This is a genomic window from Parafrankia colletiae, assembly GCF_001854655.1.
In the GTDB taxonomy this organism is placed as follows: Bacteria; Actinomycetota; Actinomycetes; order Frankiales; family Frankiaceae; genus Parafrankia; species Parafrankia colletiae.
The window spans coordinates 61,037-85,367 of record NZ_MBLM01000123.1 but is presented as its reverse complement, the minus strand read 5'-3'; the positions used below and the strand labels follow the sequence as shown (position 1 = coordinate 85,367).

23 protein-coding genes are annotated in these 24,331 nt (G+C 71.4%); 6 read left to right on the top strand and 17 right to left on the bottom strand.

What is annotated here, in order from left to right; all coding sequences use genetic code 11:
- Positions 1 to 3: 3 nt before the first annotated feature.
- Together CC117_RS18445 and CC117_RS18440 are read right to left on the bottom strand one after the other, a co-directional pair.
- Entirely contained in the window at positions 4 to 450 is a 447-nt protein-coding gene (locus CC117_RS18445; protein ID WP_071085800.1) for an SRPBCC family protein, read from the bottom strand.
- 179 nt (positions 451 to 629) lie between these two features.
- Complete coding sequence (locus CC117_RS18440) at positions 630 to 1,397, bottom strand: metallophosphoesterase family protein (RefSeq protein ID WP_071085798.1); 768 nt, start codon at positions 1,395 to 1,397, stop codon at positions 630 to 632.
- Positions 1,398 to 1,649: 252 nt separating this feature from the next.
- Between CC117_RS18440 and CC117_RS18435 the strand changes: the two genes are divergently transcribed.
- Positions 1,650 to 3,464 (top strand): AMP-dependent synthetase/ligase, encoded by a 1,815-nt coding sequence (locus tag CC117_RS18435; RefSeq protein WP_071085796.1) that lies wholly within the window; start codon positions 1,650 to 1,652, stop codon positions 3,462 to 3,464.
- A 51-nt stretch (positions 3,465 to 3,515) separates the two neighbouring features.
- On the opposite strand, the gene CC117_RS18430 is transcribed toward CC117_RS18435, so the two are convergent.
- From CC117_RS18430 to CC117_RS18415, 3 genes are all read right to left on the bottom strand, one after another.
- Complete coding sequence (locus CC117_RS18430) at positions 3,516 to 4,637, bottom strand: glycosyltransferase family 4 protein (RefSeq protein ID WP_071085794.1); 1,122 nt, start codon at positions 4,635 to 4,637, stop codon at positions 3,516 to 3,518.
- Positions 4,638 to 4,833: 196 nt separating this feature from the next.
- The gene (locus CC117_RS18425; RefSeq protein ID WP_071085860.1) at positions 4,834 to 5,016 is read right to left on the bottom strand and encodes a hypothetical protein; all 183 of its coding nucleotides are present in this window, start codon (positions 5,014 to 5,016) and stop codon (positions 4,834 to 4,836) included.
- A gap of 251 nt (positions 5,017 to 5,267) precedes the next feature.
- Complete coding sequence (locus CC117_RS18415; protein ID WP_071085858.1) at positions 5,268 to 6,584, bottom strand: NYN domain-containing protein; 1,317 nt, start codon at positions 6,582 to 6,584, stop codon at positions 5,268 to 5,270.
- Between the two features lie 535 nt (positions 6,585 to 7,119).
- Here CC117_RS18415 and CC117_RS18410 point away from each other — a divergent pair.
- Positions 7,120 to 8,400 (top strand): DUF4352 domain-containing protein, encoded by a 1,281-nt coding sequence (locus CC117_RS18410; protein WP_071085790.1) that lies wholly within the window; start codon positions 7,120 to 7,122, stop codon positions 8,398 to 8,400.
- 156 nt (positions 8,401 to 8,556) lie between these two features.
- On the opposite strand, the gene CC117_RS18405 is transcribed toward CC117_RS18410, so the two are convergent.
- Positions 8,557 to 8,967, bottom strand: coding sequence for an HIT family protein (locus CC117_RS18405; protein ID WP_071085788.1), 411 nt, complete (start codon positions 8,965 to 8,967; stop codon positions 8,557 to 8,559).
- A gap of 188 nt (positions 8,968 to 9,155) precedes the next feature.
- On the opposite strand from CC117_RS18405, the gene CC117_RS18400 reads away from it, so the two are divergent.
- Positions 9,156 to 9,623 (top strand): VOC family protein, encoded by a 468-nt coding sequence (locus CC117_RS18400; protein WP_071085785.1) that lies wholly within the window; start codon positions 9,156 to 9,158, stop codon positions 9,621 to 9,623.
- Between the two features lie 61 nt (positions 9,624 to 9,684).
- Entirely contained in the window at positions 9,685 to 11,463 is a 1,779-nt protein-coding gene (locus CC117_RS18395) for a DEDD exonuclease domain-containing protein (RefSeq protein ID WP_084132343.1), read from the top strand.
- Positions 11,464 to 11,629: 166 nt separating this feature from the next.
- Here CC117_RS18395 and qcrB read toward each other — a convergent pair whose 3' ends face one another.
- From qcrB to CC117_RS18355, 8 genes are all read right to left on the bottom strand, one after another.
- Positions 11,630 to 13,237 (bottom strand): cytochrome bc1 complex cytochrome b subunit, encoded by a 1,608-nt coding sequence (qcrB, locus tag CC117_RS18390; RefSeq protein WP_071085783.1) that lies wholly within the window; start codon positions 13,235 to 13,237, stop codon positions 11,630 to 11,632.
- Complete coding sequence (qcrA, locus tag CC117_RS18385) at positions 13,234 to 14,559, bottom strand: cytochrome bc1 complex Rieske iron-sulfur subunit (protein WP_071085780.1); 1,326 nt, start codon at positions 14,557 to 14,559, stop codon at positions 13,234 to 13,236. The genes qcrB and qcrA overlap by 4 nt, the downstream gene beginning before the upstream one ends.
- Entirely contained in the window at positions 14,556 to 15,434 is an 879-nt protein-coding gene (gene qcrC / locus CC117_RS18380) for a cytochrome bc1 complex diheme cytochrome c subunit (RefSeq protein ID WP_071085855.1), read from the bottom strand. Before qcrC ends, qcrA begins: the two co-directional genes overlap by 4 nt.
- 5 nt (positions 15,435 to 15,439) lie before the next feature.
- Positions 15,440 to 16,078 carry an aa3-type cytochrome oxidase subunit III gene (gene ctaE / locus CC117_RS18375; RefSeq protein WP_071085778.1) on the bottom strand — a complete coding sequence of 213 codons (639 nt, stop codon included), beginning with the start codon at positions 16,076 to 16,078 and terminating at the stop codon, positions 15,440 to 15,442.
- Between the two features lie 247 nt (positions 16,079 to 16,325).
- On the bottom strand, positions 16,326 to 16,745 hold the full coding sequence (locus tag CC117_RS18370) for an SseB family protein (RefSeq protein ID WP_084132341.1): 420 nt from the start codon (positions 16,743 to 16,745) through the stop codon (positions 16,326 to 16,328).
- Between the two features lie 121 nt (positions 16,746 to 16,866).
- On the bottom strand, positions 16,867 to 17,463 hold the full coding sequence (locus CC117_RS18365) for a DUF3501 family protein (protein WP_071085776.1): 597 nt from the start codon (positions 17,461 to 17,463) through the stop codon (positions 16,867 to 16,869).
- Positions 17,464 to 17,774: 311 nt separating this feature from the next.
- The gene (locus CC117_RS18360) at positions 17,775 to 18,215 is read right to left on the bottom strand and encodes a rubrerythrin family protein (protein ID WP_026310774.1); all 441 of its coding nucleotides are present in this window, start codon (positions 18,213 to 18,215) and stop codon (positions 17,775 to 17,777) included.
- 35 nt (positions 18,216 to 18,250) lie between these two features.
- Positions 18,251 to 18,679 carry a Fur family transcriptional regulator gene (locus CC117_RS18355; RefSeq protein WP_071085774.1) on the bottom strand — a complete coding sequence of 143 codons (429 nt, stop codon included), beginning with the start codon at positions 18,677 to 18,679 and terminating at the stop codon, positions 18,251 to 18,253.
- Between the two features lie 499 nt (positions 18,680 to 19,178).
- On the opposite strand from CC117_RS18355, the gene CC117_RS18350 reads away from it, so the two are divergent.
- Both CC117_RS18350 and trpD read left to right on the top strand, forming a co-directional pair.
- Positions 19,179 to 19,604, top strand: coding sequence for a response regulator transcription factor (locus CC117_RS18350; RefSeq protein WP_071085849.1), 426 nt, complete (start codon positions 19,179 to 19,181; stop codon positions 19,602 to 19,604).
- 17 nt (positions 19,605 to 19,621) lie between these two features.
- Entirely contained in the window at positions 19,622 to 20,785 is a 1,164-nt protein-coding gene (gene trpD / locus CC117_RS18345) for an anthranilate phosphoribosyltransferase (RefSeq protein WP_084132339.1), read from the top strand.
- Between the two features lie 193 nt (positions 20,786 to 20,978).
- Here the strand turns inward: trpD and CC117_RS18340 are convergent, their stop codons facing one another.
- The 3 genes from CC117_RS18340 to ctaC are packed head-to-tail and all read right to left on the bottom strand — an operon-like array spanning position 20,979 to position 23,958.
- A complete protein-coding gene (locus CC117_RS18340; RefSeq protein ID WP_071085772.1) occupies positions 20,979 to 21,395 on the bottom strand; it encodes a cytochrome c oxidase subunit 4 in 417 nt (138 codons plus the stop codon).
- Positions 21,392 to 23,101 carry an aa3-type cytochrome oxidase subunit I gene (gene ctaD, locus CC117_RS18335; RefSeq protein WP_071085770.1) on the bottom strand — a complete coding sequence of 570 codons (1,710 nt, stop codon included), beginning with the start codon at positions 23,099 to 23,101 and terminating at the stop codon, positions 21,392 to 21,394. Before ctaD ends, CC117_RS18340 begins: the two co-directional genes overlap by 4 nt.
- Complete coding sequence (gene ctaC / locus CC117_RS18330) at positions 23,098 to 23,958, bottom strand: aa3-type cytochrome oxidase subunit II (RefSeq protein ID WP_071085847.1); 861 nt, start codon at positions 23,956 to 23,958, stop codon at positions 23,098 to 23,100. The genes ctaD and ctaC overlap by 4 nt, the downstream gene beginning before the upstream one ends.
- Between the last annotated feature and the right edge of the window lie 373 nt (positions 23,959 to 24,331).

Below are 24,331 nucleotides of genomic sequence, written 5' to 3'. Positions count from 1 at the left end.
CAGTCAGCTCTCGACGAGCTTCTCGACGTGCTTCTTGAGGTCCTTCAGCGCCGCGTCCACGATGCCGCCCTGGACCTTGCGGCGGAGCAGGGCCGGGATCTTGACCTTCAGCTCCACCGTGAGCTCGTAGGTGACCTCGGTACGGCCGTCACCGAGGTCACGCAGCAGGTAGCTGCCGTCCTGCGCGGACATCGCCTGGCCGGAGACGAGGGTCCAGCTGACCTGCTCGTCGCCCTTCCAGGTGTACTCGTTGACGAACTCGTCCTTCATGATAACCGCGTTGATCCGGAACCGGGCCTGGTGCGGGCGCCCGTCCGGCCCGACCTCCAGGATCTCCGCCTCCTCGATCTGCCCGACCCAGGTCGGGTAGGCGGCAAGGTCGGCGATCGTCCCCATGACGACGGCCGGCCGGGCATCGATGACGATCGACGACTGCGCGTGGTCCACCATGAACCGTCCGCACCTCCACATCTCATCGCCCCGGCGGGACCGGCGGATCCGGTCATGGGGCCACTGGCGCCGGCGCATGGCGCCGGCTGACCTGTGCGGCCGACCCGCACCCTGGGGCGCAGGACGAATGCCCGATCGATCGTTGAGGCTACCGGAACGGAAGTGCCACGCAGGGTGTCCTACCACTCGAGGACGTACGGCGTGCCCCGCGCGTTGAAATGCCCGACGTTGACACAGCGCGTGGTGCCGATCTCCAGCTCGGCGACCAGGGGCTGGTGCACGTGGCCGAACAGCACGTACTGTGGCCGCGTGGCGTGGATGGCCTCCAGTACCGCCTCGCTGCCACGTTCGAACCGCTGGGCCACGGTGTCGTACACCAGCTCCGGCACGTGCGGCGGGATGTGGCAGCACAGGACGTCCACCGCGCCGACGGCCGCCACCTTGGCCGCGTAGGCGTCGTCGTCGATCTCGAACGGGGTGTTCATCGGCGTCCGCAGGCCACCGCCGACGAACCCGAAGGTCCGGCCGCCGATCTCGACGGTCTGGCCGTCCAGCAGGTGCAGTCCGTCGCGCAGGAAGTCGGGGTAGAGGTCCGGCCGGTCCACGTTGCCGTACGTCAGGTAGGTCGGCGTCGGGAACGCCGCGAACATGGCGGCGTACTGGCGCCGGACGGCAGCCTCCACGATGTCGGCACGGTCGCCGTCGAGGCTGCCCCAGAGCTTGCGGGACCATTCCCGCGCCTCGTCGAAACGCTGCTCCGTCCGCAGGCTGATCATGCGGCCCACAGCCTCGGCACCAAACAGGTCGCCCATGATCCCGCGGCCGTGGTCACGGTAGTCGATGAACAGAATAAGATCACCGAGGCATATGAAAGCATCGGCTCCCGTCGCTGCGCCGGGAAGCGCGTCCGACCTCCCGTGGACGTCGCTCACCACATGCACCCGCACTCCAGAGAGCTTAGGCGAGCGGCCTTCAGCGGGACCATCCGCGCCTGCCGGGCGAACACGGCACCCGGTCTGCTTCGCCGGGAACGACCCGAAATCCGGAACGACCAATGACTCGCCGTGGCGACGCTCACAGGCTAACGTCACGGGACCCACTGTCGTCACATGRCAGAAAACCGGGCCCTCGATCCTCACCCCGCCCGGCACCCGCAGGCGGGTCCCCGGCCAGACGGCCCTGCCATCGAAGGAGTTCCCGTGCGCGAGTACACCTCTCCCGCCCTGGTCACGGTGGCGGATGACAGGACGCTCAGCGATGACGTCTTCGCCAACGCGGACCGGGTCCCGGACAAGGTCATCGTCCGTTACAAGTCCGGTGACGGGTATGCCGACATGACGGCGCGCGAGTTCCGCGACCTCGTCGTCCGGACCGCTGCCGGACTTGTGGCCCTGGGCGTGGGCCCCGGCGACCGTTTCGCGATCATGAGCCGCACCCGGTACGAGTGGACGGTGCTCGACTACGCGGGCTGGGTCGCGGGCGCGGTCAGCGTTCCGATCTACGAGACGTCGAGCCCCGACCAGATCGAGTGGATCATCTCGGACTCGGAGTCCGTCCTCGCCGTCTGCGAGTCGGCGGAGCACGCCGCCCGGATCGCCCAGGTGCGCGACCACGTGCCCTCGCTACGCGAGGTGCTCGTCCTCGACGACGGCGCGCTGGACGCCCTCGCCGAGGCCGGGGCGCAGGCGGGCATCGGGGTGGACGAGCTCGCGGCCGCCCGGTCCGACGTCACCGCGGCGAGCATCGCCACGATCATCTACACCTCGGGAACGACCGGGCGCCCCAAGGGCTGCGAGCTGGCCCACCGCGCGCTGCTGTTCAACGCGCTGGCCGGCGCTGCGACAACGCCGGAGCACTTCACCGAGGACGCCTCGACCCTGATGTTCCTGCCGCTGGCCCACGTGCTCGCGCGGACCATGCAGTGCATGATCATCAACAACGCACGGTGCATCGCCTACACGCCGGACACCAACACGCTGCTGGCCGACCTCGCGCTGGTGCAGCCGACCTTCATCCTGGCAGTGCCCAGGGTGTTCGAGAAGGTGTACGCCGGCGCACGGGCCAAGGCCCACGCCGACGGCAAGGGCCGGATCTTCGACGCCGCCGAGGCCACGGCGGTCGCCTACAGCCAGGCCCTCGACCAGGGCGGCCCCGGCCTCGCCCTCCGGCTGCGGCACGCGCTGTTCAGCCGGCTCGTCTACGCGAAGCTGCGGTCCGCCCTGGGCGGCAACATCACCCACGGCATCAGCGGCGGTGCCCCGCTGAGCGTCCACCTGGGCCATTTCTTCCGGGGCATCGGCTTCTTCATCCTGGAGGGCTACGGGCTGACCGAGTCCACCGCGGGGGCGACGGTGAACCGGCCCGAGTCGATGAAGATCGGAACGGTCGGCCAGCCGCTGCCCGGGGTCACCGTGCGCATCGCCGACGACGGCGAGGTCCTGATCCGGGGCGATCTGGTCCTCAGCGGCTACCGCAACAACGAGACCGCCGCCAAGGAGGCGATCGACTCCGACGGCTTCCTGCGCACCGGAGACCTCGGCTCCCTCGACGAGACCGGGCACCTGCGCATCACCGGGCGCAAGAAGGAGATCCTGGTGACCGCGGGCGGCAAGAACGTCGCACCCGCTCCGCTGGAGCAGCGGATCGGGCAGCACCCGCTGGTCGGGCAGGCGATGCTCGTCGGTGACCRGCGGCCCTTCATCGCCGCGCTGATCACTCTCGACCCGGATGCGCTCGCCGCCTGGCTGAAGGAGAAGGGCCGCCCCGCAGGCACCACCCCGGCCAGCCTGGCGGACGACCCCGAGCTGCGGGCCGAGATCCAGCGGGCCGTCGACGCCGCGAACGCCATGGTCTCCCACGCCGAGGCGGTCAAGAAGTTCGAGATCCTTCCGCACGACTTCACCATCGAAGGCGGCGAGCTGACCCCGAGCCTGAAGGTCCGGCGCAACGTGGTCCTCGAACGCTATGCGGAGACGGTGGAGAACCTCTACGCCGCGCCCCGCGTGACCGCCTGACCTCTGGTCACCGGGGCACCGCCCGGAGCTGCGCCGCGGGCGCCGGCGCGTTCAGCCCCGCAGGATGTCGCGCAGTTCTCCGGCCAGGACGTCCCAGCGCCAGCGCAGCTCCACCCAGGCCCGGCCGGCCGTGCCCATCGAGCGGGCACGGTCCGGGTCGGCGAGCAGGTCGCCGACCGCGCGGACGAGCGCGTGCAGGTCCCGCCCGTCGACCACCACACCGGTCCGATGGTCGAGGACCGCGTCCGGTGCCCCCCCGCTGCGGCCGGCGACGACCGGCAGGCCTGTCGCCGACGCCTCCAGAAACACGATGCCCAGACCCTCCACCTCCAGCCCTGCCCGGCGGTTGCGGCACGGCATGGCGAACACGTCACCGGCCGCGTAGTGGGCCGGCAGCTCCTCCCAGGGCACCGAACCGGTCAGCACCACGTGGTCGGCGACGTCGTTCTCCCGGACGAGCCTGGTGAGCTCCTGCCGGTACGGCCCGCCGCCCACGAGGAGCAGCGCGGTCTCCGGGACCCGGCGGCGCAGCGCCGGCAGCGCCCGGATCAGCATGTCCTGCCCCTTGCGGGGAACGAGCCGGCTCACGCAGACGACCACCGGACGGCCATCGAGCCCGTAGCGCTTCCGGATCTCGTCGCGACCGTCGCCGGGGCGGAACAACGACGGGTCGACGCCGCTGGGCAGCCGGGCCAGGTCGGGCCGAGGCCCGAGGGCCGGCGCGAGACGGATCCGGGTGTAGTCCGTCAGATAGGTGACAGCGTCCGTCGTCGCCCCGATACGGCGCAGCACCTGTCGGGCCCCGGGCAGTGCCGCCCACCCCACCTCGTGGCCGTGCGTGCTGGCCACCACCCGACGGGCCGGCATCTCCCGGCGCAGCCGCGCTCCCAACAGGCCGAGTGGCGCCGCCGCACCGAACCACAGGGTGTCGCACCGTTCCGCCTGGGCGATCTCGCGGGCCCGGCGGAACACATCCCGCGTGGGCAGCATGAGCGACGTCGGATGCCGCACCACCGGGAACGGCGCCGCGGCATCGAACTCGGCGGCACCGCGCCAGGCGGGCGCGTACACGACGATCTCGTCGGACGGCAGTCGCGAGGCGAAGTTGTGCACATACGCCTGGATCCCACCCGGACGGGGCGGAAAATCGTTGGTCACAGCGAGCACACGCACGCCGTCATGCTCCCGTATGGCCTGGGCGAGGCCGCGGCTGGGACGCGCACCATCTCCCGTCGACACCTGCGGGGTACGCCCACGATGCCTCGCCGCACCCGGCTGCGCACACAGCGCATTCCCCGCCGCGCCCATCACACCCAGGGGACTGTCAGCGACACATCCCTGGAGCGGCGTGTGTGCGGACCGGCACGACTCAGGCGGCTCGGAAACGGCGCGGCATGCGGATCAGCCCGGCAGCGGCGAGGACCTCGAGCGCCCGGCGCTCGTCATCGTCCCAGTCCGCCGTGGAGTGCGGCGCCGCCAACAGGAAACTGACCACGCAGTCCTCACAGGCGGCGCTGCTCCGGGCCTCACACGTCTCACAGTCGATCAGCATCGTGCTCACCTCTCGTCCTTCACCCACCCGAGGCCGCCGGTGCCCACAGGGGCCCGCCGGTCGCGGTGGAACCGGACACCAGTTCGACACCGGTCACGCTAGGAGAGGGGTACGACAGTTTCTGGACCGCCGGAACCGGAATCACCGGAACCGCCCGGACCACCAGGACCGCAGCCGCGGGCCTGGTGCCGTGACCGACAGGTTCGCCCCGGCCGCCACGCCCGGCCGGGGCGAACCTGTCGGTCACGGCACTAGCGGTCCAGCCTGGACAGCATGGCGTCCGAGGAGACCGTGCGGGCGCCCAGCGAGGCGCAGTTCTCGGCCACCTCGCGGTCGGAGGTCACGACGGCCACCGGCCGTCCTGGCGGCTCGGCGCGGACGAGACGTCTGATCTCGTCGTCGGCCAGCTCGCCGGCCTGACTGAAGACGACCCGCACCCCACGTGGCATCGCGACTCCGACCGGCCGGGCGACGACCGCCGTCGCGTCGAAGACGACCGTGACCTCGGCGGTGTCGAGGGCTCGGCCCGCAAGCGCGCCGAGCCCGGCGAGCAGTCGCGCGCGCTGTGCCTGCAGCGTGAGGGCGCCGTAGCCACGCTTGGTCACGTTGTAGCCGTCGATGATCAGGTGCAGGCCCGGGACAGCCAGGACGTCGTCGATGATCGCCGGATCGTCGTCGGCGCGTCCTCTCCCGCCGACCCCGGAGAACGGGTCGAAGCCGCGGTCGTTCTCCGGCCTGCTGATCAGATCAGCGGGCCGCGCGACCGTCGTCGGCAGGGAGAGTTCGCGGCGGACGCCGTTCGCCGCCGCCATCAACGTGTCGAGCAGCACCCGCAGCCGCGCCTCGTCCATGCTGCGGGAATCCCGGTTGTCCCGGCGGGTCGCGGACGCCGCGGCCTCCAGCTCGTGCACCCGCGCGCGCAGCCGCTTGGCTTCGGCCCCGCTGTCCCGCGCGGCCTGCGCAGCGATGTCCCGCGCGGTCTCCGCGGCGACGCTGATCTCGCGGGCGGCGATCTCGGCGCGCCGCACGCGGTCCCCCGAGGCCCGCAGCCGGCGGCGGGCCTCCTCCGCCTCGGCGCGGGCCTCGTCGAGCTGGGCGCGCAGCTGCTCCTGCTCGGTACGGGCGAGTCGCCGGACGGCCTCGATCTGCTCCTGTAGCCGGCTGATCTCCCGGGTGGCCTCGTCCATCCGCGCCGAGGACACCTCCTGCGCGGACGAGCGCGCGGCCTCCTCCACGAGCGCGACCCAGTCGGGCAGACGAAGGATGTAGGCGATCGCGGCCATCTGGGCCGGGGGGGCGGCCGGGGGCGGGCCGTCCGGGGCGGTGATGGCGGCGACGAGGTCCGGATTCGCCCGGCGGACCCACTCGGCGACCCGGCCGCGGAAGTGCGCGTCCTGCTCGATGGCGGCGGCGAGCGGCACGGCACCCAGCCGTGCGCGGCGCGACGCCTTGAAACGACGGACAGCGACCAGACTGGCCGGAACCACAGCGTCAGCGAGCTCGGCCAGTGCCTCCGCGGCGTACACGACGACCTGGGACCGCACATCGGCAGGAAGCGTCTCGGTCATCGGGGCGACCCGGCCGGCCGCGCGCCGCGGATCGCCCTGGGCCGACGCGGGCGTCGGGGCGGGACCACAGGCACGGGAAACTCCGGAACGAGCGACGACAGCGACGGTCCAGAGTATCGGTCGACCCGTCCGGGCCGCTCGGACGCCTTCCCCGCAGCCCACTCCGGCCAGCCGGACGGCAGGGGACGCCAGCAGGAACGCCGCGGGGCACAGCCGGGAACCGGGTGGTGACCGGGACGGTCCGCCGCTCACCGAACGCCTCGGCAGAACGACGGGCAGCACCGGGTGGAATGTCATTCGGGCCGGCCTCGGCGCGATCCTCGGCAATCGGCACCAGGCCATCTGGCCGGATGCGTGTACCTGACATCACCGTCAACGCTGTCATCGCCCGTCGTGCCCGACATCTGCACGAGCCCGGAATCCTCAACGGAAAGACACCCATTGTGGCCGGCGATATCCGGCTTATGTAATCTCGCCGTGTTTATCGTGTGCTCCGCCCGTAGGAAGCGCGGCGGGGGCTGTCGAGAGGACCTCCGTGACCGACCAGACCCCCCCTGGCCACCCCCCGCCCGGTCAGGACAACCAGGAGACCTGGCGAGCGCCCAACAGTTCGTGGCAACAGCCGCCGGCCTCGGAGAGCCCGGCTGGCGGCGGGTCAGCCACGCCGCCGCCCGCGCCGGCTCCGCAGTGGCCCACCCCGGGCGGCGCGCCGGCCCCGGGGCAGCAGGGGGACGGCGGCGCGTGGCCTTCCACCACGCCCGCGGCTTCCTGGGGTACTCCGCCCGCCGCCGGAGCGTCGCCGGAGAGCTCGTGGCCGGGCGCCGGGCAGCAGCCCCAGCAGCAGTGGCCCCAGCAGGGCGCCGACACGCCGTGGGGCCAGCAGGGCCAGCAGGGCACCGGGTGGCAGCAGCCCGCCGGCCAGCAGGGTCAGGCCGGCAGCGGCTGGCCGACCCCGGCGGCGCCGGGGCAGCAGGGCACCGGCTGGCAGCAGGCCCAGGGCGGCTACCCGGGCCAGTACCCGCCCCAGGGCTATCCCCAGGCACCGCAGCAGGGCTACCAGCAGCCCGGGTACCAGCAGGGGTTCCCCGAGCAGCAGCCCGGAGGCTGGCCGCAGCCTGGCGGTACGCCGCCGGGCCGCCGGCGCAACCCCGCCATGATCATCGTTCCGCTGGCGGTCGTCGCCGCCATCGTCCTCGGCGTCATCATCGCGCTCTCCGTGGGCGGCGGTGACGACACGGAGCCGACCGCCTCCGGCTCAACCCTCAATCCGCGGGCCGCCCCGACCGGGCCCGTCATCCCCGGTGTGACGACGCTTCCGGGCGGCTCGGTGCCCACACAGCCTGCGGGCGGGGCCCAGCAGCCCGGGGCGCCCGAGGGCTGTGTGCCGGTCACCCCGGCGGGCCCGCCGCCCGCGGGAGTGGCCGGCGTCGGCGGAGCCGGAACCGTCACGGGCAACGCGCGGTCGTCGGTGAGCGACTTCGAGGCCAAGGTCACCCTGAACTCGATCTGCAGCTCGACCGGCCGTGTCGAGGAGTACGGCGACCCGCCGAGCCGCGGCGCCTTCTACGTCGTGAACGTCACCGTCGAGGTGTCCCGGGGCGAGACGTCGGCGGCGCCGTCGGACTTCTACGTCCAGACGGAGGACGGCAGCCGCTACGACGGCGAGTTCACCTCGGTGGAGCCCGATCTGTACACCAGCGACGTCAAGGCGGGGCAGAAGGTGACCGGCAACGTGGTCATCGACGCCCCGGCCGGCCATCACAAGCTGAACTGGGAGCCGCTGTTCGCGGTGGCACCCGCGACATTCCAGTTCTGACAGCGAGTTCTGACAGCGAGTTCCGGCCGGCCGGCGGCCCGGCCGCGGTCCTTCTGACCGTGGCCGGGCCGCCGGCGGCCCGCGCAACGCCGCCCGTCCGTCCTACTCCGCGCCAACCGGCCTGCCCCGCTCCACAGCGGGCAGTGCCCACTCAGGTCACGCGCCAGCCGGCGCGGACAGCGCCGCACGCAGGCGCTCGGCGACGTCGTCCATCATGGCCGGGTCCGGACTGCTGTCGGCCAGCGCGAAGCTCATCTGCGACTCCGCCTCGATCGGCACGAGATGAATGTGGGTGTGCGGCACCTCCAGGCCCGCGAGCATCGCCGCCACCCGGCGGGGCCGGAAGACCGAGTCGATGGCCCGCCCCACGGTCGCCGCTGCGCTCCACACCGAGCTGAGCACCTCGTCGGGCAGGTCGATCCAGTGGTCGACCTCCAGGCGCGGGACCACAAGGGTGTGACCGGGCCGGATGGGCGCGATGGTCAGGAAGGCGACACTGGTCTCGTCCGCGTACACGATGCGACCGGGCAGCTCGCCGTTGATGATCCGGGTGAAGACACTGGCCATAACGGGACCCTACCGAGATCGCCGCAGGCGCACGCGGAGGTCATCAGGCTGGGGGCGGCCCAACAGCCCGGGAACAAATCGGCGGAATCGAGACCAATTCCCGACAAACAGGCACGACGGGTCGTCGACCCTCTGCCGTAGGACACGCCGGAGACACACCGATGCACCAACGAACCCGGCGATACGGAATGATGCTTCAGGTGGCCAGGTTTGAGACGAACGGCATCAGGGTCGCTCGAATCAGTGTTGACTGCACCGACGTGGGTGTCATGGTCCGTTTCTGGGCCGCCGCGCTGGGTTACGAGATCTCCGAGCAGGCCGGCGATGCCGCGCTGCTCCGCCACCCCGCCGGCGCCGGGCCGAAGCTGCTGTTGCGCCGGCGAGCCCGGCCGCGGCCGCCGCGATGGGCAGGCCGCCGCAGCGGCCGCCGGGAGGAGCGGGCGGAGGAGGACGAGGAGAACCCCAACCGCCTGCACCTGGAGCTGTACGCCGTCGACGCCGAGCGGGTCATCGGCTGGCTCGCCTCGCTGGGCGCCCAGCAGCTGGCCCGCTATGAGGCACACGGGGAGACCGGCTACGTTCTGCGCGACCCGGAGGGCAACGAGTTCCGGGTGATGAACGCGGGGCCCACCGCCTTCGCCCGCCCCTTCTCCTGAGCTGCGCGTACCGGCGTATCGGCTGGCAGACCTGTCGTACCCGCCCCCTAGGGTGTGGCCGGTGCGTCCCGTCCCCGTCCCCACCCCCGCCAGCACCACTGCCGCCAGCACCACCGTCGTCAGCACCACCGTCGTCAGCACCAGTCCCGCCCGTACCGGCGGCCCGCCGCGCCAGGCGAGCCTGGCGGAGCTCGGCCGCCCACTGTCCGACCTGACCTTCGTCGTCGTCGACCTGGAGACCACCGGCGGTTCGCCGGCGACGGCGGAGATCACCGAGATCGGCGCCGTGAAGGTGCGGGGCGGCCAGGTTCTGGGCGAGATGTCGACGCTGGTCCGGGCGTCCGGCCCCGTGCCGGCGGTGGTCTCGGTGCTCACCGGCATCACCGACGTCATGCTGGCCACCGCGCCCGCGCTGGACGAGGTCATGCCCACCTTCCTGGAGTTCTCCCGGGGCGCGGTGCTCGTCGCCCACAACGCGCCGTTCGATCTCGGCTTCCTGCGCGCGGCGGCGACGGCGTGCGGCTACCCCGTCCCCGCCTGGGAGCACCTCGACACGGTGCGGATCGCCCGCCGGGTGGTGACCCGCGACGAGGCTCCGGACTGCCGGCTGGAGTCGCTGGCGATGTTGTTCGGCAGTGCTACCCGGCCGACGCACCGGGCGCTGGCCGACGCCAGGGCGACGGTCGACGTCCTGCACGGGCTGTTCGAGCGGCTCGGCAACCTGGGCGTCACCACGATCGAGGATCTGCGGGAGTACAGCGCGCGGGTCTCCCCCGCCCAGCGGCGCAAGCGRCACCTCGCCGACGGGCTGCCCACCGGGCCCGGCGTCTACGTGTTCCGGGACGGAACGGGCCGGGCGCTCTACGTCGGCACGTCGCGGTCGGTGCGGTCCCGGGTGCGGACCTACTTCACCGCAAGCGAGCCCCGCACCCGGATGGCGGAGATGGTCGCGGCCTCGGAACGGGTCGACGCGATCGGCTGCGCACACCCGCTGGAGGCGGAGGTTCGCGAGCTCCGGCTGATCGCCGAGTACAAGCCGCCCTACAACCGGCGTTCCCGCTACCCCGAGCGAGCCGTCTACCTGCGGCTCACCGACGAGCCGTACCCGCGGCTGTCCCGCGTGCGGTCCGTCGGCGACGGCGTGGCGTTCCTGGGCCCCTTCGGAACCGCCCGGGCCGCGCAGGAGGCGGAGACCGCGCTGTTGGAGGCCGTCCCGCTGCGCCAGTGCAGTACCCGGATCTCACCGCGCCGCCCGACCGCGGCCTGTGTGCTGGCCGACCTCGGCCGCTGCGGCGCGCCCTGTGACGGGCGGCAGAGCCAGCCGGAGTACGCCGAGGTCGCCGAGCTGGCCCGCCAGGCGATGACAGGTGACCCGGGTCCGGTCCAGGAGGCGCTGGAGCGGCGCATCGCGCACCTGGCGGCCGACCAGCGGTACGAGGAGGCCGCCGAGGTGCGCGACCGGCTGGCCGCCTACCTGCGTGCCGCGGCGCGCCGGCAGCGCCTCGTCGCGCTCACCACAGTTCCGGAGATGGTCGCCGCGGCGCCGACCACCGACGCCGGGTGGGACCTGTCGGTGATCCGCCGCGGTCGGCTCGTCTCCGCGGCCTCGGTGCCGCGCGGCATCGACCCCCGGCCCTGGGTCGACGCGGTCGTGGCGAGCGCGGAGACGGTACGGCCCGTGCCGGGGCCGACTCCCTGCGCCTCGGTGGAGGAGACCGAGCGGATCGGCCGGTGGCTCACCGGGCCCGGGGTCCGGCTGGTCCGGTTGGAGGGCGAGTGGAGCTGGCCGGCACACGGCGCGATCCGCGCGGCGAAGCGCTTCGGAGCCTCGCCCGCCTGAAGGCCGCGGACATGACGAAGGGCCGCTCCCGACGGTCGTCGGGGGCGGCCCTTCGGAGGCCTCGTGCGCGTTCCGGCTCCTCCGAGCGCCGGAGCCGCCCGCGGCAGGCGGAACAGCTCCGGGCGACCCGGCGGTCAGTGCCCAGTGGTCAGCTGGTGCACGGCGGTCAGTGCTTGGAACCACCGCCCACCGGAGCGTCGCCTGCCGGCTTCTCGGTCTCCTCGGTGAAGAAACCGCCGACGGCCTTGCCGGCACGATGCGCCAGGCCCTTGCCGTGGGCTCCGTCCGCAGCGCCGGCCGGCAACGGGATCCGGTCGGTCGGGACCTGCGGGTAGTCGGAGACCGGCGGCGGCTTCGGCCGGTGGTCCTCCACGAACTCGCCGTTGGCGAGCTGGCGGATGATGCCGGTCTCGATACCGTGATGCGCGATCTCGGCGTCCCGCTCGTTGAGCGAGATGCACAGCCGCTTGGTGACGACGTAGGCGATCGGCGGGACGACGATGAGCCCGATCCGGCCCGCCCAGGTCATCGCGTTCAGCGAGATGCTGAACGTGTGGGCGATGATGTCGTTACCACCCGATATGAACAGCACCAGGTAGAAGCTGAGGCTCATCGCGCCGATCGCGGTGCGGGTCGGGGCCTCCCGCGGGCGCTGGAGCAGGTTGTGCGAGGCCTTGTCCCCGGTGAACTTCGCCTCCAGGAACGGGTAGAGCGCCGCCAGTGTGAACAGTACGCCGGGCAGCACCGCCGTCGGCCAGAGCACCGCCGGGATGGTGTGCCCGAGGCCCCTGAACTCCCACGGCGGCATGAGCCGGGTGGACCCGTCCAGGAAGCCGATGTACCAGTCGGGCTGGGACGCCGAGCTGACCTTGGCCGGGTCGTACGGGCCGAACGTCCAGATCGGGTTGATCTGGGCGAGGCCGCCGAGCAGGGCCAGTACCGCGAAGGTCAGCATGAAGAAGCCGCCGGACTTCACGGCGAACACCGGGAAGACGCGGTGACCGACCACGTTGTGCTCGGTCTTGCCCGGGCCGGGGAAGTCGGTGTGCTTCTGGTGCCACAGGATGCCCAGGTGCGCCCCGATCAGCGCGAGCAGGATGCCCGGCACGAGCAGGATGTGCACCACGTACAGCCGCGGGATGAAGTTCTCGCCGGGGAACTCCCCGTTGAACACCAGGAACGACGTCCAGGTGCCGATCACCGGGATCGACTGGGCGATCGACGCGGCGATCCGCAGGCCGGTGCCGGAGAGCAGGTCGTCCGGCAGCGAGTAGCCGGCGAAACCCTCGACCAGCGCGAGCATCAGCAGGACGATGCCGATCAGCCAGTTGACCTCACGCGGCTTGCGGAAGGCACCGGTGAAGAACACCCGCATCATGTGGGCGATGATCGACGCGACGAAGACCAGCGCGGCCCAGTGGTGGATCTGGCGGAAGACCAGTCCGGCTCGGGTGTCGAAGCTGATGTCCAGCGTCGACGCGTACGCGCGGCTCATCTCCACGCCCTTGAGCGGGACGTAGGAGCCGTTGTAGATGATCTCGACGTTCGACGGGTCGAAGAAGAGCGTCAGGTAGATCCCGGTGAGAAGCAGGATCATGAAGCTGTAGAGCGCGATCTCACCGATCAGGAAGGACCAGTGGTCCGGGAACACCTTGTTGAAGTTCCGGCGGATCGCGCCCTGCGTCCCGAACCGGTCGTCGATGGCCCGGTTGACCTTGCGGGCCGGAGTCGGCCGCTTCTGGAACTTCGGTACGGGTGCCGATGCGGTGGTCATGAGCGCTCCCAGAACGCGGCGCCGACGGGCTCGGTGTAGTCCCCGTCACGGGCGATGAAGTAGCCCTCGTCATCCACCGCGATGGCGAGCTGCGGCAGCGACCGGCTCGCTGGCCCGAAGATCGCCCGACACCCGTCAGGCACGTCGAACACCGACTGGTGGCAGGGGCAGAGCAGGTGGTGCGTCTGCTGCTCGTAGAGGCTGACGGGGCAGCCCGCGTGCGTGCAGATCTTCGAGTAGGCCACGTGCCCGTCGACAGCCCAGTTCTCGCGGCCCTGGCGCGGCTTGTTCACGCCGGGCTCCAGGCGGATGAGGATCGTGGTGCTGTCCGCCTTGCTGTGCAGGTCCAGCTTCGGCTCGTAGGAGAGGCTGCCGTCCGCCTCCTTCACCGGGATGGCCGGGAGCACGGTCTCGATCCCGCCGATCGCGATGTCGCCGAGCTTGACATAGCGGCCCTGCAGGTTGACGAGACGGGCGCCCTTGACCCAGTGCGTGTGGTCGAGCTTCTTGCCGGGCTTGCTGTTGGTGAGGTTGAGCAGCGGCACCACCACCAGTCCGCCGAGGATCGTGCCGGCGGCGAGCAGGCTGCGCCGCAGCAACGGGTACCTGGCGAGGCCGGTGTCGGCGAAGCCGAGCGCGACCTCCTCCTCGGTGACCGCGATCTCCTCCTGCGGGGAGGTGAACTCGTGCCGCTCCTGCACCGCCTGCTCGTGCGGCATCAGGCGCTTCGCCCAGAGGATCATGCCGACCCCGAGGCCGCCGACCGCCAGCCCGAGCGCGCTGCCCATGGCGGGCGTGTAGTACTGCGCGTGCTTGTCGCCGACGAAGTTGGTGATGATGAAGCCCACCGTGCCGACGATCGAGATGGTGAACCAGAAGGCGATGAGCCGCTCGGCGCGCCGGGCGGCCCGCCGGTCGTACTCGGCCGTGTGCGGCGCGCGGGGGGTGACTCCCCCGCCACCGCCCGCACCCTGCGCCGTGGCGGTGGCGCCGCCGGACCGCACGACCGTCGTCTCCGGGGTCTGGGAGGAGTCGGTCGGGTTCGGCGGGGTCCCGAGCACCTCGGGCCCGTCGTGCCCCGCGGTGACATCCGGACCACCGGCACGGGGGTCGGAGTCGTCCTTCGGGCGCCCCGAGGTGTCGACGGGGTGCTTCGTCCTCTTGAAAATGCTGCTCATCGAATCCTGGTCTGCCTTGTCGGCCGGTTCTCCCTGGTAGCCGGCGTAATGCATGCGCCGTTGCGGCGAGTCCGGTGTCAGGTCGTCGCCGTTGTCGTCGCCGGCCGCGGCCGCTGGCCCGTTCGGGCCCTTCTCGGCGCTCACAGCTTCTGCCTCGCGCCGATCCAGAGGCAGACACCGAGCAGCGCGCCGAGACCGATCACGATCGCGACCAGACCCTCGGGAACCGGGCCGTACTTGCCGATCGAGGCACCACCGGGTGCGGGCGCGTCCTGGAGGTGACGGACGTACGCGGCAACCGCGACGGCCTCCTCCTCGTTGATCTGGCCGGGCCCGAAGACCGGCATCGACTCCGGCCCGGTCCGCATCGCCTCGACGACCTGGTCGGCGGTCGCCTGGCTGAGTGACGGCGCGAACTTGCCGTAGGTCAGCGGCGCACCGGCGCCGGCGGCCTGGTGGCACTGGGCACAGTTCGCCAGGAAGAGCTCACCGCCCTCGGCGAGGTCGGCGTCGTTGAGATCTGCATCCGTCAGGTCGGGGTCCTCAGGACCGCCGCCCAGCGACTGGATGTAGGCCTCCACCTGGTCGATCTGTGTTTCCGAGTAGAGCGGGTCCTTGCGGTCGGCCTGTGCCGCGGGAGCGGCGAGCGGCATACGACCGGTGGACATCTGGAAGTCCACCGCGGCCGCGCCGACACCGATCAGGCTCGGCCCCTCGCTGGAGCCCTGGGCGTTCAGGCCGTGGCAGGTCGCGCACCCCTGTGCGAACAGGGCGCGGCCCTGGCGCACGGCCTCGTTCGCGTCCGGAGTCTCCGTCGCGTTGCCCCCGGGAGCGAGCACCGTCCACATCACCCCCGTGGCCAGCAGGCCGAGGAGAAGGACGATGGACGACGACCGACGGCGGCGGCGCACGGAAGCCGACCGGGATCGCCGGGCGTTCCTGCGCGAGACGAGCCGGGGTCTGCCGGCCGCGCCCGCGGACGAGGACGCCGCGGATTCGGATGCCTTGGATGTGGTCATGTCGCTCACTGGAGGAGGTAGATGGTGGCGAACAGGGCGATCCAGACGACATCGACGAAGTGCCAGTAGTACGACACCACGATCGCCGACGTCGCCTTCTCGGGCGTGAAGCGCCCGTAGGTCGACCTGGCCAGCACCAGAACGAAGGCGACCAGCCCACCGATCACGTGCATCCCGTGGAACCCGGTGGTCAGGTAGTACACCGACCCGTAGCCGTGCGACGCCAGGGTGAACTCGTTCTCCTTGAAGTACTCCCAGGCCTGACCGCCAACGAAGACGATCCCCATGATCAGCGAGATCAGGTACCAGCGGCGCAGCCCGATGACGTCGCCGCGTTCGGCGGCGAAGACTCCGAGCTGACAGGTCACGCTGGACAGGACCAGGATCACCGTGAAGAAGAGTGCAAACGGGACGTGCAGGTGCACGGGGCCGATCTCGGACCCGGCCGGGTCGCCGGTGACCGGCGGCCAGTTGCCGCTGTTGACCGAGCGGATCGTGTAGTACATCGCGAACAGTGCCGCGAAGAACATCAGCTCCGACGACAGCCACACCACCGTGCCGACCGAGACCATCGAGGGACGGTTGGCCGCCGGGTGCGCTGGAGGAGCCTTCTCGAGGACAGGGGCTGAGGCCACGACGGTCATTCTGGCATGTGACGCCGCACGCGCCACCGTAGGTTCGACAATCGGTAGGACTACACGGCGTCGACGACGCGCCGCGAGCGCCCGCCGAGCATCCGAAAATCCGCCGGGTGCTGTCGAAACACCTGCTAACACGCAGGTTCTGGCATGTGATGAGGCGTCGGCCACGCCGCGTGCCGGGCCCGGAACCCGTCGGTTGTTGTGTCCCTCACCCAGAGCGGCGCGCCACGCCGGGGGTGGCCCGGACGGCTCAGTCCGCGAGGGCGGCGAGCGCCCGGATGCCCTCCGCGGGGAACGTCAGACCCTCCTCCGTCCCGGGGTCGACGGCGAGCATCAGATCCTCGGAAGGCCACATCCGCAGCAACACGGCGAGCGCGACCCTGCGGTAGCGGCCGACGCCCGGCAGCGCGTCGGCGAGACGCCGCTCCGAGGTGAAGGTGGGGACGAACTGGCGGCCGTCGGCCTGCTCGGCGACGGGGAGTTTCACCACCCGCGCGTCGCCGTTGTCCCGGGACGGATCGCTGAGATCCGGGACGAGGACGTCCGCGACGGCCAGCGCGCCCAGCGCCGCCGAGTCGTCGCGGTCGAGTGCCAGCCGGTGCAGAGCCTCGCTGGCCGGGGTCGTTCCGCCGGGGCCGAACCCGACCGGGCCGTCGTGGTGATCGGTCACAGCGCCACTCCTGTCGGGCCGGGAATCGAGCCTGTCCTGTGCTCGCATACCCGGACCCGCGGCAGATGAACGGCCCACGCCAGCCTGTCAGCCGGGCAGGACCGTCAGCCGGGCGGAGCCGTCAGCCGGGCAGGGCCAGGTCGGCGATCAGGCTGCGCCGGGTCGCCCCGGTGACAGGGGTCCCGTCGCTGTAGGCCGGATGGTCGACCACCAGCTCGACGGGGACCTCGGGGTCGCGGAAGGCGTCCCGGGTCTCGTCCGTCAGCGGGAAGCGGAACATGTGCACCGACACGGTCTCGCTCGGGGCGTCGGGGTCCTCGTCCACGCCCGGGATCTCGACGGCGGGCACCGTCACCCCGCCGATCTCCAGCGAGATCCGGCTCTGCACCCCGGACAGGCGGACGAGCTCGTCGCGGACGGCGTCCAGCTGGTCGAGCTCGATGAACATCGTGGCGGTGAGTGCGTGGCTGGACGGCAGCAGCCGCGAGTAGGCGTCCACCTCGTGGGCGACCTCGCCGGGAGCGCTGAGACRCTCGGTGTAGACCATCTCCTGCACCTGGTAGCGCAGTGTCTCGGCGTTCTCGAACTCGAACAGCAGGATGTCGCCGACCCGCACGCGCCGCTCGGCACGGATCGGGATCATCCGCGCGCGGGCCTGGCTGCGCCGGGCCGAGTAGGACTGATGGTCCGTCGTGATGTCGGCGATGGTGAACGTCATCGTGCTACCTCCTCCTACCCCGTCGCGACGCCCGTCCCCGTACCCGCCGGTGTCTCCTGCGGGGCGCGGGGGCGCAGAGAGGCCAGGGGCGCATGGACCGCGGCGGACATCCGAAAAGGTACCGGGAGAGCCGGACGTGCCGGGTGTCGAGGCTCCCGGGGCCCGGTGAGTCGATGGGCCGGAGCTCCGGGCCCGGACAGCCCGTCGAGACGGGCCGCCCAGCCCCGGCTCCCGGCCGGGGGKGGCCCGGGTTCCCCCGTGCCACCCCCGGCCGTACGGGCGGCGCGAACCGCCCGGGAACGCGGCCGCGATCAGGCGTCCGCGGTCTCCTCGGCGACCACCGCGTCGAGGGCCTTCTTGAAGCGGCCGGCGTGGGTCTTCTCGGCGCGCGCGAGCGTGGCGAACCAGTCGGCGACCTCCTCGAAGCCCTCCTCGCGGGCGGTCTTCGCGAAGCCCGGGTACATCGCGGTGAACTCGTAGGTCTCGCCGGCCACGGCGCTCGCCAGGTTCTTGGCCGTCTTGCCGATCGGCTCGCCCGTCGCCGGGTCGCCGACCTCGGCGAGGAAGTCGAGGTGACCGAACGCGTGGCCGGTCTCACCCTCGGCCGTGTCCCGGAAGAGGCCCGCGGCCTCGGTCAGGCCCTCGATGTCCGCCCGGCGGGCGAAGTACAGGTAGCGCCGGTTGGCCTGGCTCTCGCCGGCGAAGGCCTCCTTGAGGTTCTCGTGGGTCTTGGTGCCGTCAAGCTTCGGCATGCGGAGCTCCTCCATTTACATCATGATTGGTTCGATCACTGCCGGCGGCCCGGGCCCTGGCCCGCGCCGCCGGACTGACACTCCGGGCACAGACCACGGAACTGCAGGTCGTACCCGGTGATCGTGAAGCCGGACCGCCGTGCGATCTCGGCCACCATCCCGTCGGGGACGGGCTGGTCGATGTCCACCGCCCGGCCACACCGTTCGCACACGGCGTGGTCGTGCCGGCTGGTGTTCGCGTCGTACCTGGCTGCCGTGCCGTCCCCGAGGCTCAGTTCGAGGGCGTGCCCGGTCGACACCAGCAACGCGAGCGCGCGGTACACCGTGGCGCTGCCGATACCAGGGGCAGCGACCCGCACGCGCTCGTAGACCTCGGCCGCCGTGGGATGGTCGTCGGCGGCCTTCAGTACCTCCAGCACGGCTCCGCGCTGGGGAGTGAGGCGTAGTTCGGTCCGCTCCGGCATCGGGTCACGTCCGTCATCGGTCGGTCGGTCAGCGCCCGCCCGCGCACTGGTCCCGCGGGAGGCACAGCCGGGACGGGCGCTCGGACAATCGTTGAGAACGAGTATCAGTATCACGCCTGACGGCGTCCGATGGCAAACCCCTCCGGACCCGGAGGTCCGGCCACCGACCCGCCGCCAGGCCCGTTGCCAGGCCCGTCACCGGCCCCGGGGTCGGGTCGGCCCGGCGGCCCCCGCGGCGATGTTCCCGCCTGCGACGGCCCTGACCGTACCGGCCGCCACGCGGCGCCGGTGACCCGGATGGGCACGCGACCGGCACGCCGCGAACAGATAGCCTTCGGAGCGGATACCGGGCCGGTGGGACGTCCGACACCGCGGCCGGCGCCCTGTGCGGCGACGCCCGGGGTCGCCGCCGGAGACCGGTGCCCACGCAGTGCCCGTACCGGCAGTCGTTCCGATCGCCGCCCACGGCGGTCGCCCACCCGAGAGGCCCGTGGACGCCATGAGCACCGTCCTCGTCTACGCGAGCAAGCCCGACGTCCGAGCGCGTGTCCTGGCGGCCGTCGGGCGCCGGCCCGCGGCCGACCTCGACGAGATCGAGTTCGTCGAGGTGTCCGACGCGGCGACCCTCATCGACGCCGTCGACCACGGCGAGGCCGACCTGTGCATCCTGGACGCCGAGGCCGCGCCGTCCGGCGGGATGGGGCTGTGCCGCCAGCTCAAGAACGAGGTGGCGGACTGCCCGCCCACGCTGCTGCTGGTCGCCCGGCGCGACGACCGGTGGCTGGCAACCTGGTCGCAGGCCGACGCGGTGGTCAGCCACCCCGTCGACCCGGGCGCGCTCACCGACGCGGTCGTCGGCCTGCTCCGGGAGCGTGCGACCGGCTCGGCGGTCCGCCGGCCGGTGGTCAACACCCGCGCCCGCTAGGCCCGGCGGACCCCGTCATGACGAGCACATCGGCACCGCGTCAGGCTGCCGCCGGCACCGGGGCGACCGGGCGTGGGGCGACCGGCAGCGGCCGGCGGGCCGCGCAGAGCTGGCCCGACCTGATCAACCTGCTGATCTCCGGCGAGCCGTTGACCACCGACCAGACCGCCTGGGCGATGGAACAGATCATGGGCGGGCTGGCCACGCCCGCCCAGATCGCCGGCTTCATCATCGCGCTGCGGGCCAAGGGCGAGACCGCGCAGGAGATCGGCGGGCTGGTCCGCGCGATGCTCGGCGTCGGCGAGGCGCTCGCCCTCTCCGACGAGCTGCGGGCCGGCGCCGTCGACACCTGCGGCACCGGCGGCGACCGCTCCAACACGGTGAACCTCTCGACGATGGCGGCGATCGTCGCCGCCGGCGCCGGGGTCACGGTCGTCAAGCACGGCAACCGCGCCGCGTCGTCGGCAAGCGGGTCGGCGGACGTCCTGTCCGAGCTCGGTGTGGTGATCGACCTGCCGCCGGCCGGAGTCGAGGCCTGCCTGTCCAGTGCCGGCATAGCCTTCTGCTTCGCGCAGGTCTTCCACCCGGCCATGCGCCATGTCGGGGCGACCCGCAAGGAGCTGGGTGTCCAGACCGCGTTCAACATCCTCGGCCCACTGGCGAACCCGGCTCGGCCGGGGGCCCAGACGATCGGCGTCGCCGACGCCCGGCTCGCCCCGATCGTCGCGGACGTCCTGGCCGACCGGGGCACCCGGGGCCTGGTCTTCCGCGGCGACGACGGTCTGGACGAGCTCACCACGGCGATGCCGTCCACCGTCTGGGTCGTGACCGCCCCGCCGGGCGAACAGGAGCGGGCGCAGGTGCGCCGGGACCGTTTCGACCCGCGCGACCTCGGCATCGCCCCACCCGACGCGACTGCCCTGCGTGGCGCCGACGCCGCCTACAACGCCCAGGTGGTCCGGACCATCCTCGCCGGGGAGACCGGGCCGGTGCGCGACGCCGTCCTGCTCGCCACGGCGGCGGCCCTGGTCGCCGCCGCCGGGCCGACCGAGGCCCCGGTCACAGAGCAGATAGGGGCGCAGCTCGGCCGCGCCGCGGCGGCGATCGACTCGGGCGCCGCGGCGGAGGCGCTGCGCCGCTGGGCGGAGGCCAGCCAGACCGCGGCGAAGGCCCGCGGCTGACCGCACCGCCGGACCAGCCGCGGCCAGGCAGGGCACGACAGATCACGAGGATCACGAGGATCCACGACAAAGGGCCGCTGCCCCAGGTGACGGACCTGGGGCAGCGGCCCTTGTGCACGACCGACGGGTCGGAACCTCGCTCGCGGCGCCGTACAGGTGTTCGGCGCCTCGCGCTCGGTGCCCGGCGCGCGCGTCAGTGCGTCGGCACCTCGTCCTCGGGCAGCGCCGGGTGCCAGAAGTTCTCCATGACCAGGCAGACGGCGAAGGAGAACGTCAGGACAGCGCCCAGGATGCTCAGCCAGATTCCGAAGGCAAGGCCCATGGCGGTGACCGACGCGCTCGCGCCGAGGAAGAACGGGTAGTAGCTGCCCGGGGTGAAGTGCCCGAGCTCCCCGGCGCCGTCGACGACCTCCGCATCCGGCAGGTCCTGCGGGCGCATGCCGATCCGGCGGCCGGTGAAGACCAGGTAGCCGCCGACGAGGAAGCCTAGACCCGCGCACAGGGTGAGCGCGGCGGTACCGGTCGGATCCTTCGCCCAGAACCAGTAGACCAGGGCAGCCGCCCCGGCGAAGATGCCGAAGAAGTTGAAGATGAAGCCTTCGATCTTCATCGCGCCGCTCCCTGACCCAGTTCCGGTGTGGCGTGGTAATCCGCCTTGCCCGCGGCCCCCGGGAAGTGCAGGTCGAACGCCGGGCGCTCGGAGCGGATCCGCGGCAGGGACCGGAAGTTGTGCCGAGGCGGCGGGCAGGACGTCGCCCACTCCAGGGAGTTGGAGAAGCCCCACGGGTCGTCGACCGCCGCGACCGGACCCTTGCGGTAGGAGTACCACAGGTTGTAGAGCAGCGGCAACGTCGAGAGGCCCATCAGGAACGAACCGGCCGTCGCGACGGTGTTGAGGGTGGTGAAACCGTCGTTCGGGCCATAGTCCGCGAACCGCCGCGGCATGCCCTGGGTGCCCAGCCAGTGGAACACCAGGAAGGTCGCGTTGAAACCGAGGAACAGCGACCAGAAGTGCAGCTTCGCGAGCTTCTCGTTCAGCATCCGCCCGGTGACCTTCGGGAACCAGAAGTAGACCCCGGCGAAGGCGGCGAACATGAGACCGGCGACAACGTAGTGGAAGTGCCCGACCACGAAGTAGCTGTCACTCACGTGGAAGTCGATCGGCGGGCTGGCGAGCAGCACACCGGTCAGACCACCGAACAGGAAGGTCACGAGGAAGCCGACGGCAAAGAGCATCGGGGCCTCGAAGCTGAGCTGCCCGCGCCACATCGTGCCGATCCAGTTGAAGAACTTGATCCCGGTGGGCACCGCGATCAGGAAYGACAGGAAGGCGAAGAAGGGCAGCAGCACGGCACCGGTGACGAACATGTGGTGCGCCCAAACCGCGACGGACAGGGCACCGATGCCGATGGTGGCGAACACCAGGCCCTTGTATCCGAAGAGCGGCTTGCGGGAGAACACCGGGATGATCTCGCTGATGATGCCGAAGAACGGCAGCGCGATGATGTAGACCTCGGGGTGCCCGAAGAACCAGAACAGGTGCTGCCACAGCATCGCGCCGCCGTTCTCGGCGGCGAAGATATGTGACCCGAACCTTCGGTCAGCGGCCAGTGCCAGCAGCGCGGCGGCCAGCACCGGGAACGCCACCAGCACCAGGATCGAGGTGACCAGCAGGTTCCAGCAGAAGATCGGCATCCGGAACATCGTCATGCCGGGGGCACGCATGCACAGGATCGTGGTGATGAAGTTGACGGCACCGAGAATGGTGCCGAGACCCTGCACCGTGAGGCCCAGCACCCACAGGTCGGAGCCGACGCCCGGYGAGTACACCTGGCTGCTCAGCGGCGCGTAGGCGAACCAGCCGAAGGAGGCCGCCCCGCCCGGGGTCACGAACCCGGTGAAGACGGTGAGGCTGCCGAACAGGAACAGCCAGTACGACAGCGCGTTCAGCCGCGGGAAGGCGACGTCGGGCGCGCCGATCTGCAGCGGCACCAGGTAGTTGGCGAACGCGAACGCCAGCGGCGTCGCGAACATCAGCAGCATGAGCGTGCCGTGCATGGTGAAGAACTGGTTGTACTGCTCGTTGGAGAAGTACTGCAGGCCCGGGCGGGCCAGYTCGCCACGGATGAAGACCGCGAGGATGCCTGCGATGACGAAGAACGCGAACGACGTCAGGAAGTACATGATCGCGATGTCTTTGTGGGACGTCGTCCGCAGGTAGCCGAGCAGGCTCGTGATCGGCGGCTTGTAGTGCRTGTCCGCCGAGTCGTGTGCGTGCCCGGCCGGCCCGGCGGGCGACTCGTGCAGAAGGGTCACTGGACACTCCCGGTGGTGGCGCCGGAGGACGGCGACGCGCTGATCGCGGCGCTCTCCCGTTCCTCGATGAAGCGGTCGTACTCGGCACCGGGCACGACCTTGACGTAGAAGGTCATCCGGTCATGGTCGGTACCGCACAGCTCGGCGCATCGACCGACAAAGGTCCCGGTCTTCGTCGCGGTGAGCTCGAACTCGTTGATGCGCCCGGGGACGACGTCCCGCTTGAACAGGAACTCGGGCACCCAGAACGAGTGGATCACGTCCGGCGAGGTGAGCACGAACCGGATCGACCGGCCCTCGGGCAGCACCAGCACCGGTGCCTCACCGGGGCGGCCGGTGACCTCGACCTGGTTGGTACCCGGCGTCTCGCCGGTGTCGAGGTACTGGAACTGCCAGTTCCACCGGAAACCGATGACGTTCACCGTGACGTCGGGATTGTCCGAGAGCTTGGTGATCTCGGTCTCGTCACGGGCGGTGTAGTAGAAGAGGCCCGCCACAATCACAACCGGCACGACGGTGTAAAGGATCTCGACGGGAAGGTTGTACCGGACCTGGCGCGGCAGAACATCACTGCGCTTCCGGAACACGACGACCGCGTAGAAGATGAGAGCCCATACGAACACACCGACGGCCAGGGCTGCGATCACCGAGCCCTGCCACATGTTCAGGATCCGCGGGGTGTGGTTGGTCACACCGTCCGGGAATCCAAAGTTGGGGACGTCGCAGGCGGTAGCCAGCAGCCCTACGGCCGCCAGCATGGCGCCCATGCGCGCGCCCACGCGGCGTCGGGCCGGCCGTCGGTGTCCAACCCGACGGCTCGCCAGCTCGTCCGCGTCAGCGGTGTCAGCCGGGGCCATCGGCGTGTCCTCGACATCCGCGAGCGACGGCCGGGTCCGACCGAAGGATCTCCTCACCAGGTCCTGCCTCCCACGACTAGCGGGCGCGCGGCTGTGGGCGGATTCAGGTTCCGCCAACGCCTCGCGACCGCGTAAACGCTTCGCGGGCCGGCCGGTCCAACCGGCCTCGCTGCTTCGTCTTCCGACTGTCTTCGACACGCTGTAGATGGTGCGGCAGCAGCGTATCCCAGCAGCGGACGAGCTTCTCGCCGCAGGCCCCGTCCGGAGCTGTGAGACACGACCCGCGGGGCGTCGTGGACAGGCCGGAGTGCCCTTGATCCGGGCCAACCACCCGCCCCGCCCGGCCCGCGGCAGGTGTGTGGGCCTCCTGCTT

What these genes read in the sequence shown, in the direction of transcription:
- CC117_RS18445 (WP_071085800.1), bottom strand. Translation starts at nt 450, where the DNA reads ATGGTGGACCACGCGCAGTCGTCGATCGTCATCGATGCCCGGCCGGCC.
- CC117_RS18425 (WP_071085860.1), bottom strand. Translation starts at nt 5,016, where the DNA reads ATGCTGATCGACTGTGAGACGTGTGAGGCCCGGAGCAGCGCCGCCTGT.
- CC117_RS18415 (WP_071085858.1), bottom strand. Translation starts at nt 6,584, where the DNA reads ATGACCGAGACGCTTCCTGCCGATGTGCGGTCCCAGGTCGTCGTGTAC.
- CC117_RS18405 (WP_071085788.1), bottom strand. Translation starts at nt 8,967, where the DNA reads ATGGCCAGTGTCTTCACCCGGATCATCAACGGCGAGCTGCCCGGTCGC.
- CC117_RS18400 (WP_071085785.1), top strand. Translation starts at nt 9,156, where the DNA reads ATGATGCTTCAGGTGGCCAGGTTTGAGACGAACGGCATCAGGGTCGCT.
- qcrB (WP_071085783.1), bottom strand. Translation starts at nt 13,237, where the DNA reads ATGACCACCGCATCGGCACCCGTACCGAAGTTCCAGAAGCGGCCGACT.
- qcrC (WP_071085855.1), bottom strand. Translation starts at nt 15,434, where the DNA reads ATGACCACATCCAAGGCATCCGAATCCGCGGCGTCCTCGTCCGCGGGC.
- ctaE (WP_071085778.1), bottom strand. Translation starts at nt 16,078, where the DNA reads ATGACCGTCGTGGCCTCAGCCCCTGTCCTCGAGAAGGCTCCTCCAGCG.
- CC117_RS18360 (WP_026310774.1), bottom strand. Translation starts at nt 18,215, where the DNA reads ATGCCGAAGCTTGACGGCACCAAGACCCACGAGAACCTCAAGGAGGCC.
- CC117_RS18355 (WP_071085774.1), bottom strand. Translation starts at nt 18,679, where the DNA reads ATGCCGGAGCGGACCGAACTACGCCTCACTCCCCAGCGCGGAGCCGTG.
- CC117_RS18350 (WP_071085849.1), top strand. Translation starts at nt 19,179, where the DNA reads ATGAGCACCGTCCTCGTCTACGCGAGCAAGCCCGACGTCCGAGCGCGT.
- trpD (WP_084132339.1), top strand. Translation starts at nt 19,622, where the DNA reads ATGACGAGCACATCGGCACCGCGTCAGGCTGCCGCCGGCACCGGGGCG.
- CC117_RS18340 (WP_071085772.1), bottom strand. Translation starts at nt 21,395, where the DNA reads ATGAAGATCGAAGGCTTCATCTTCAACTTCTTCGGCATCTTCGCCGGG.
- ctaC (WP_071085847.1), bottom strand. Translation starts at nt 23,958, where the DNA reads ATGGCCCCGGCTGACACCGCTGACGCGGACGAGCTGGCGAGCCGTCGG.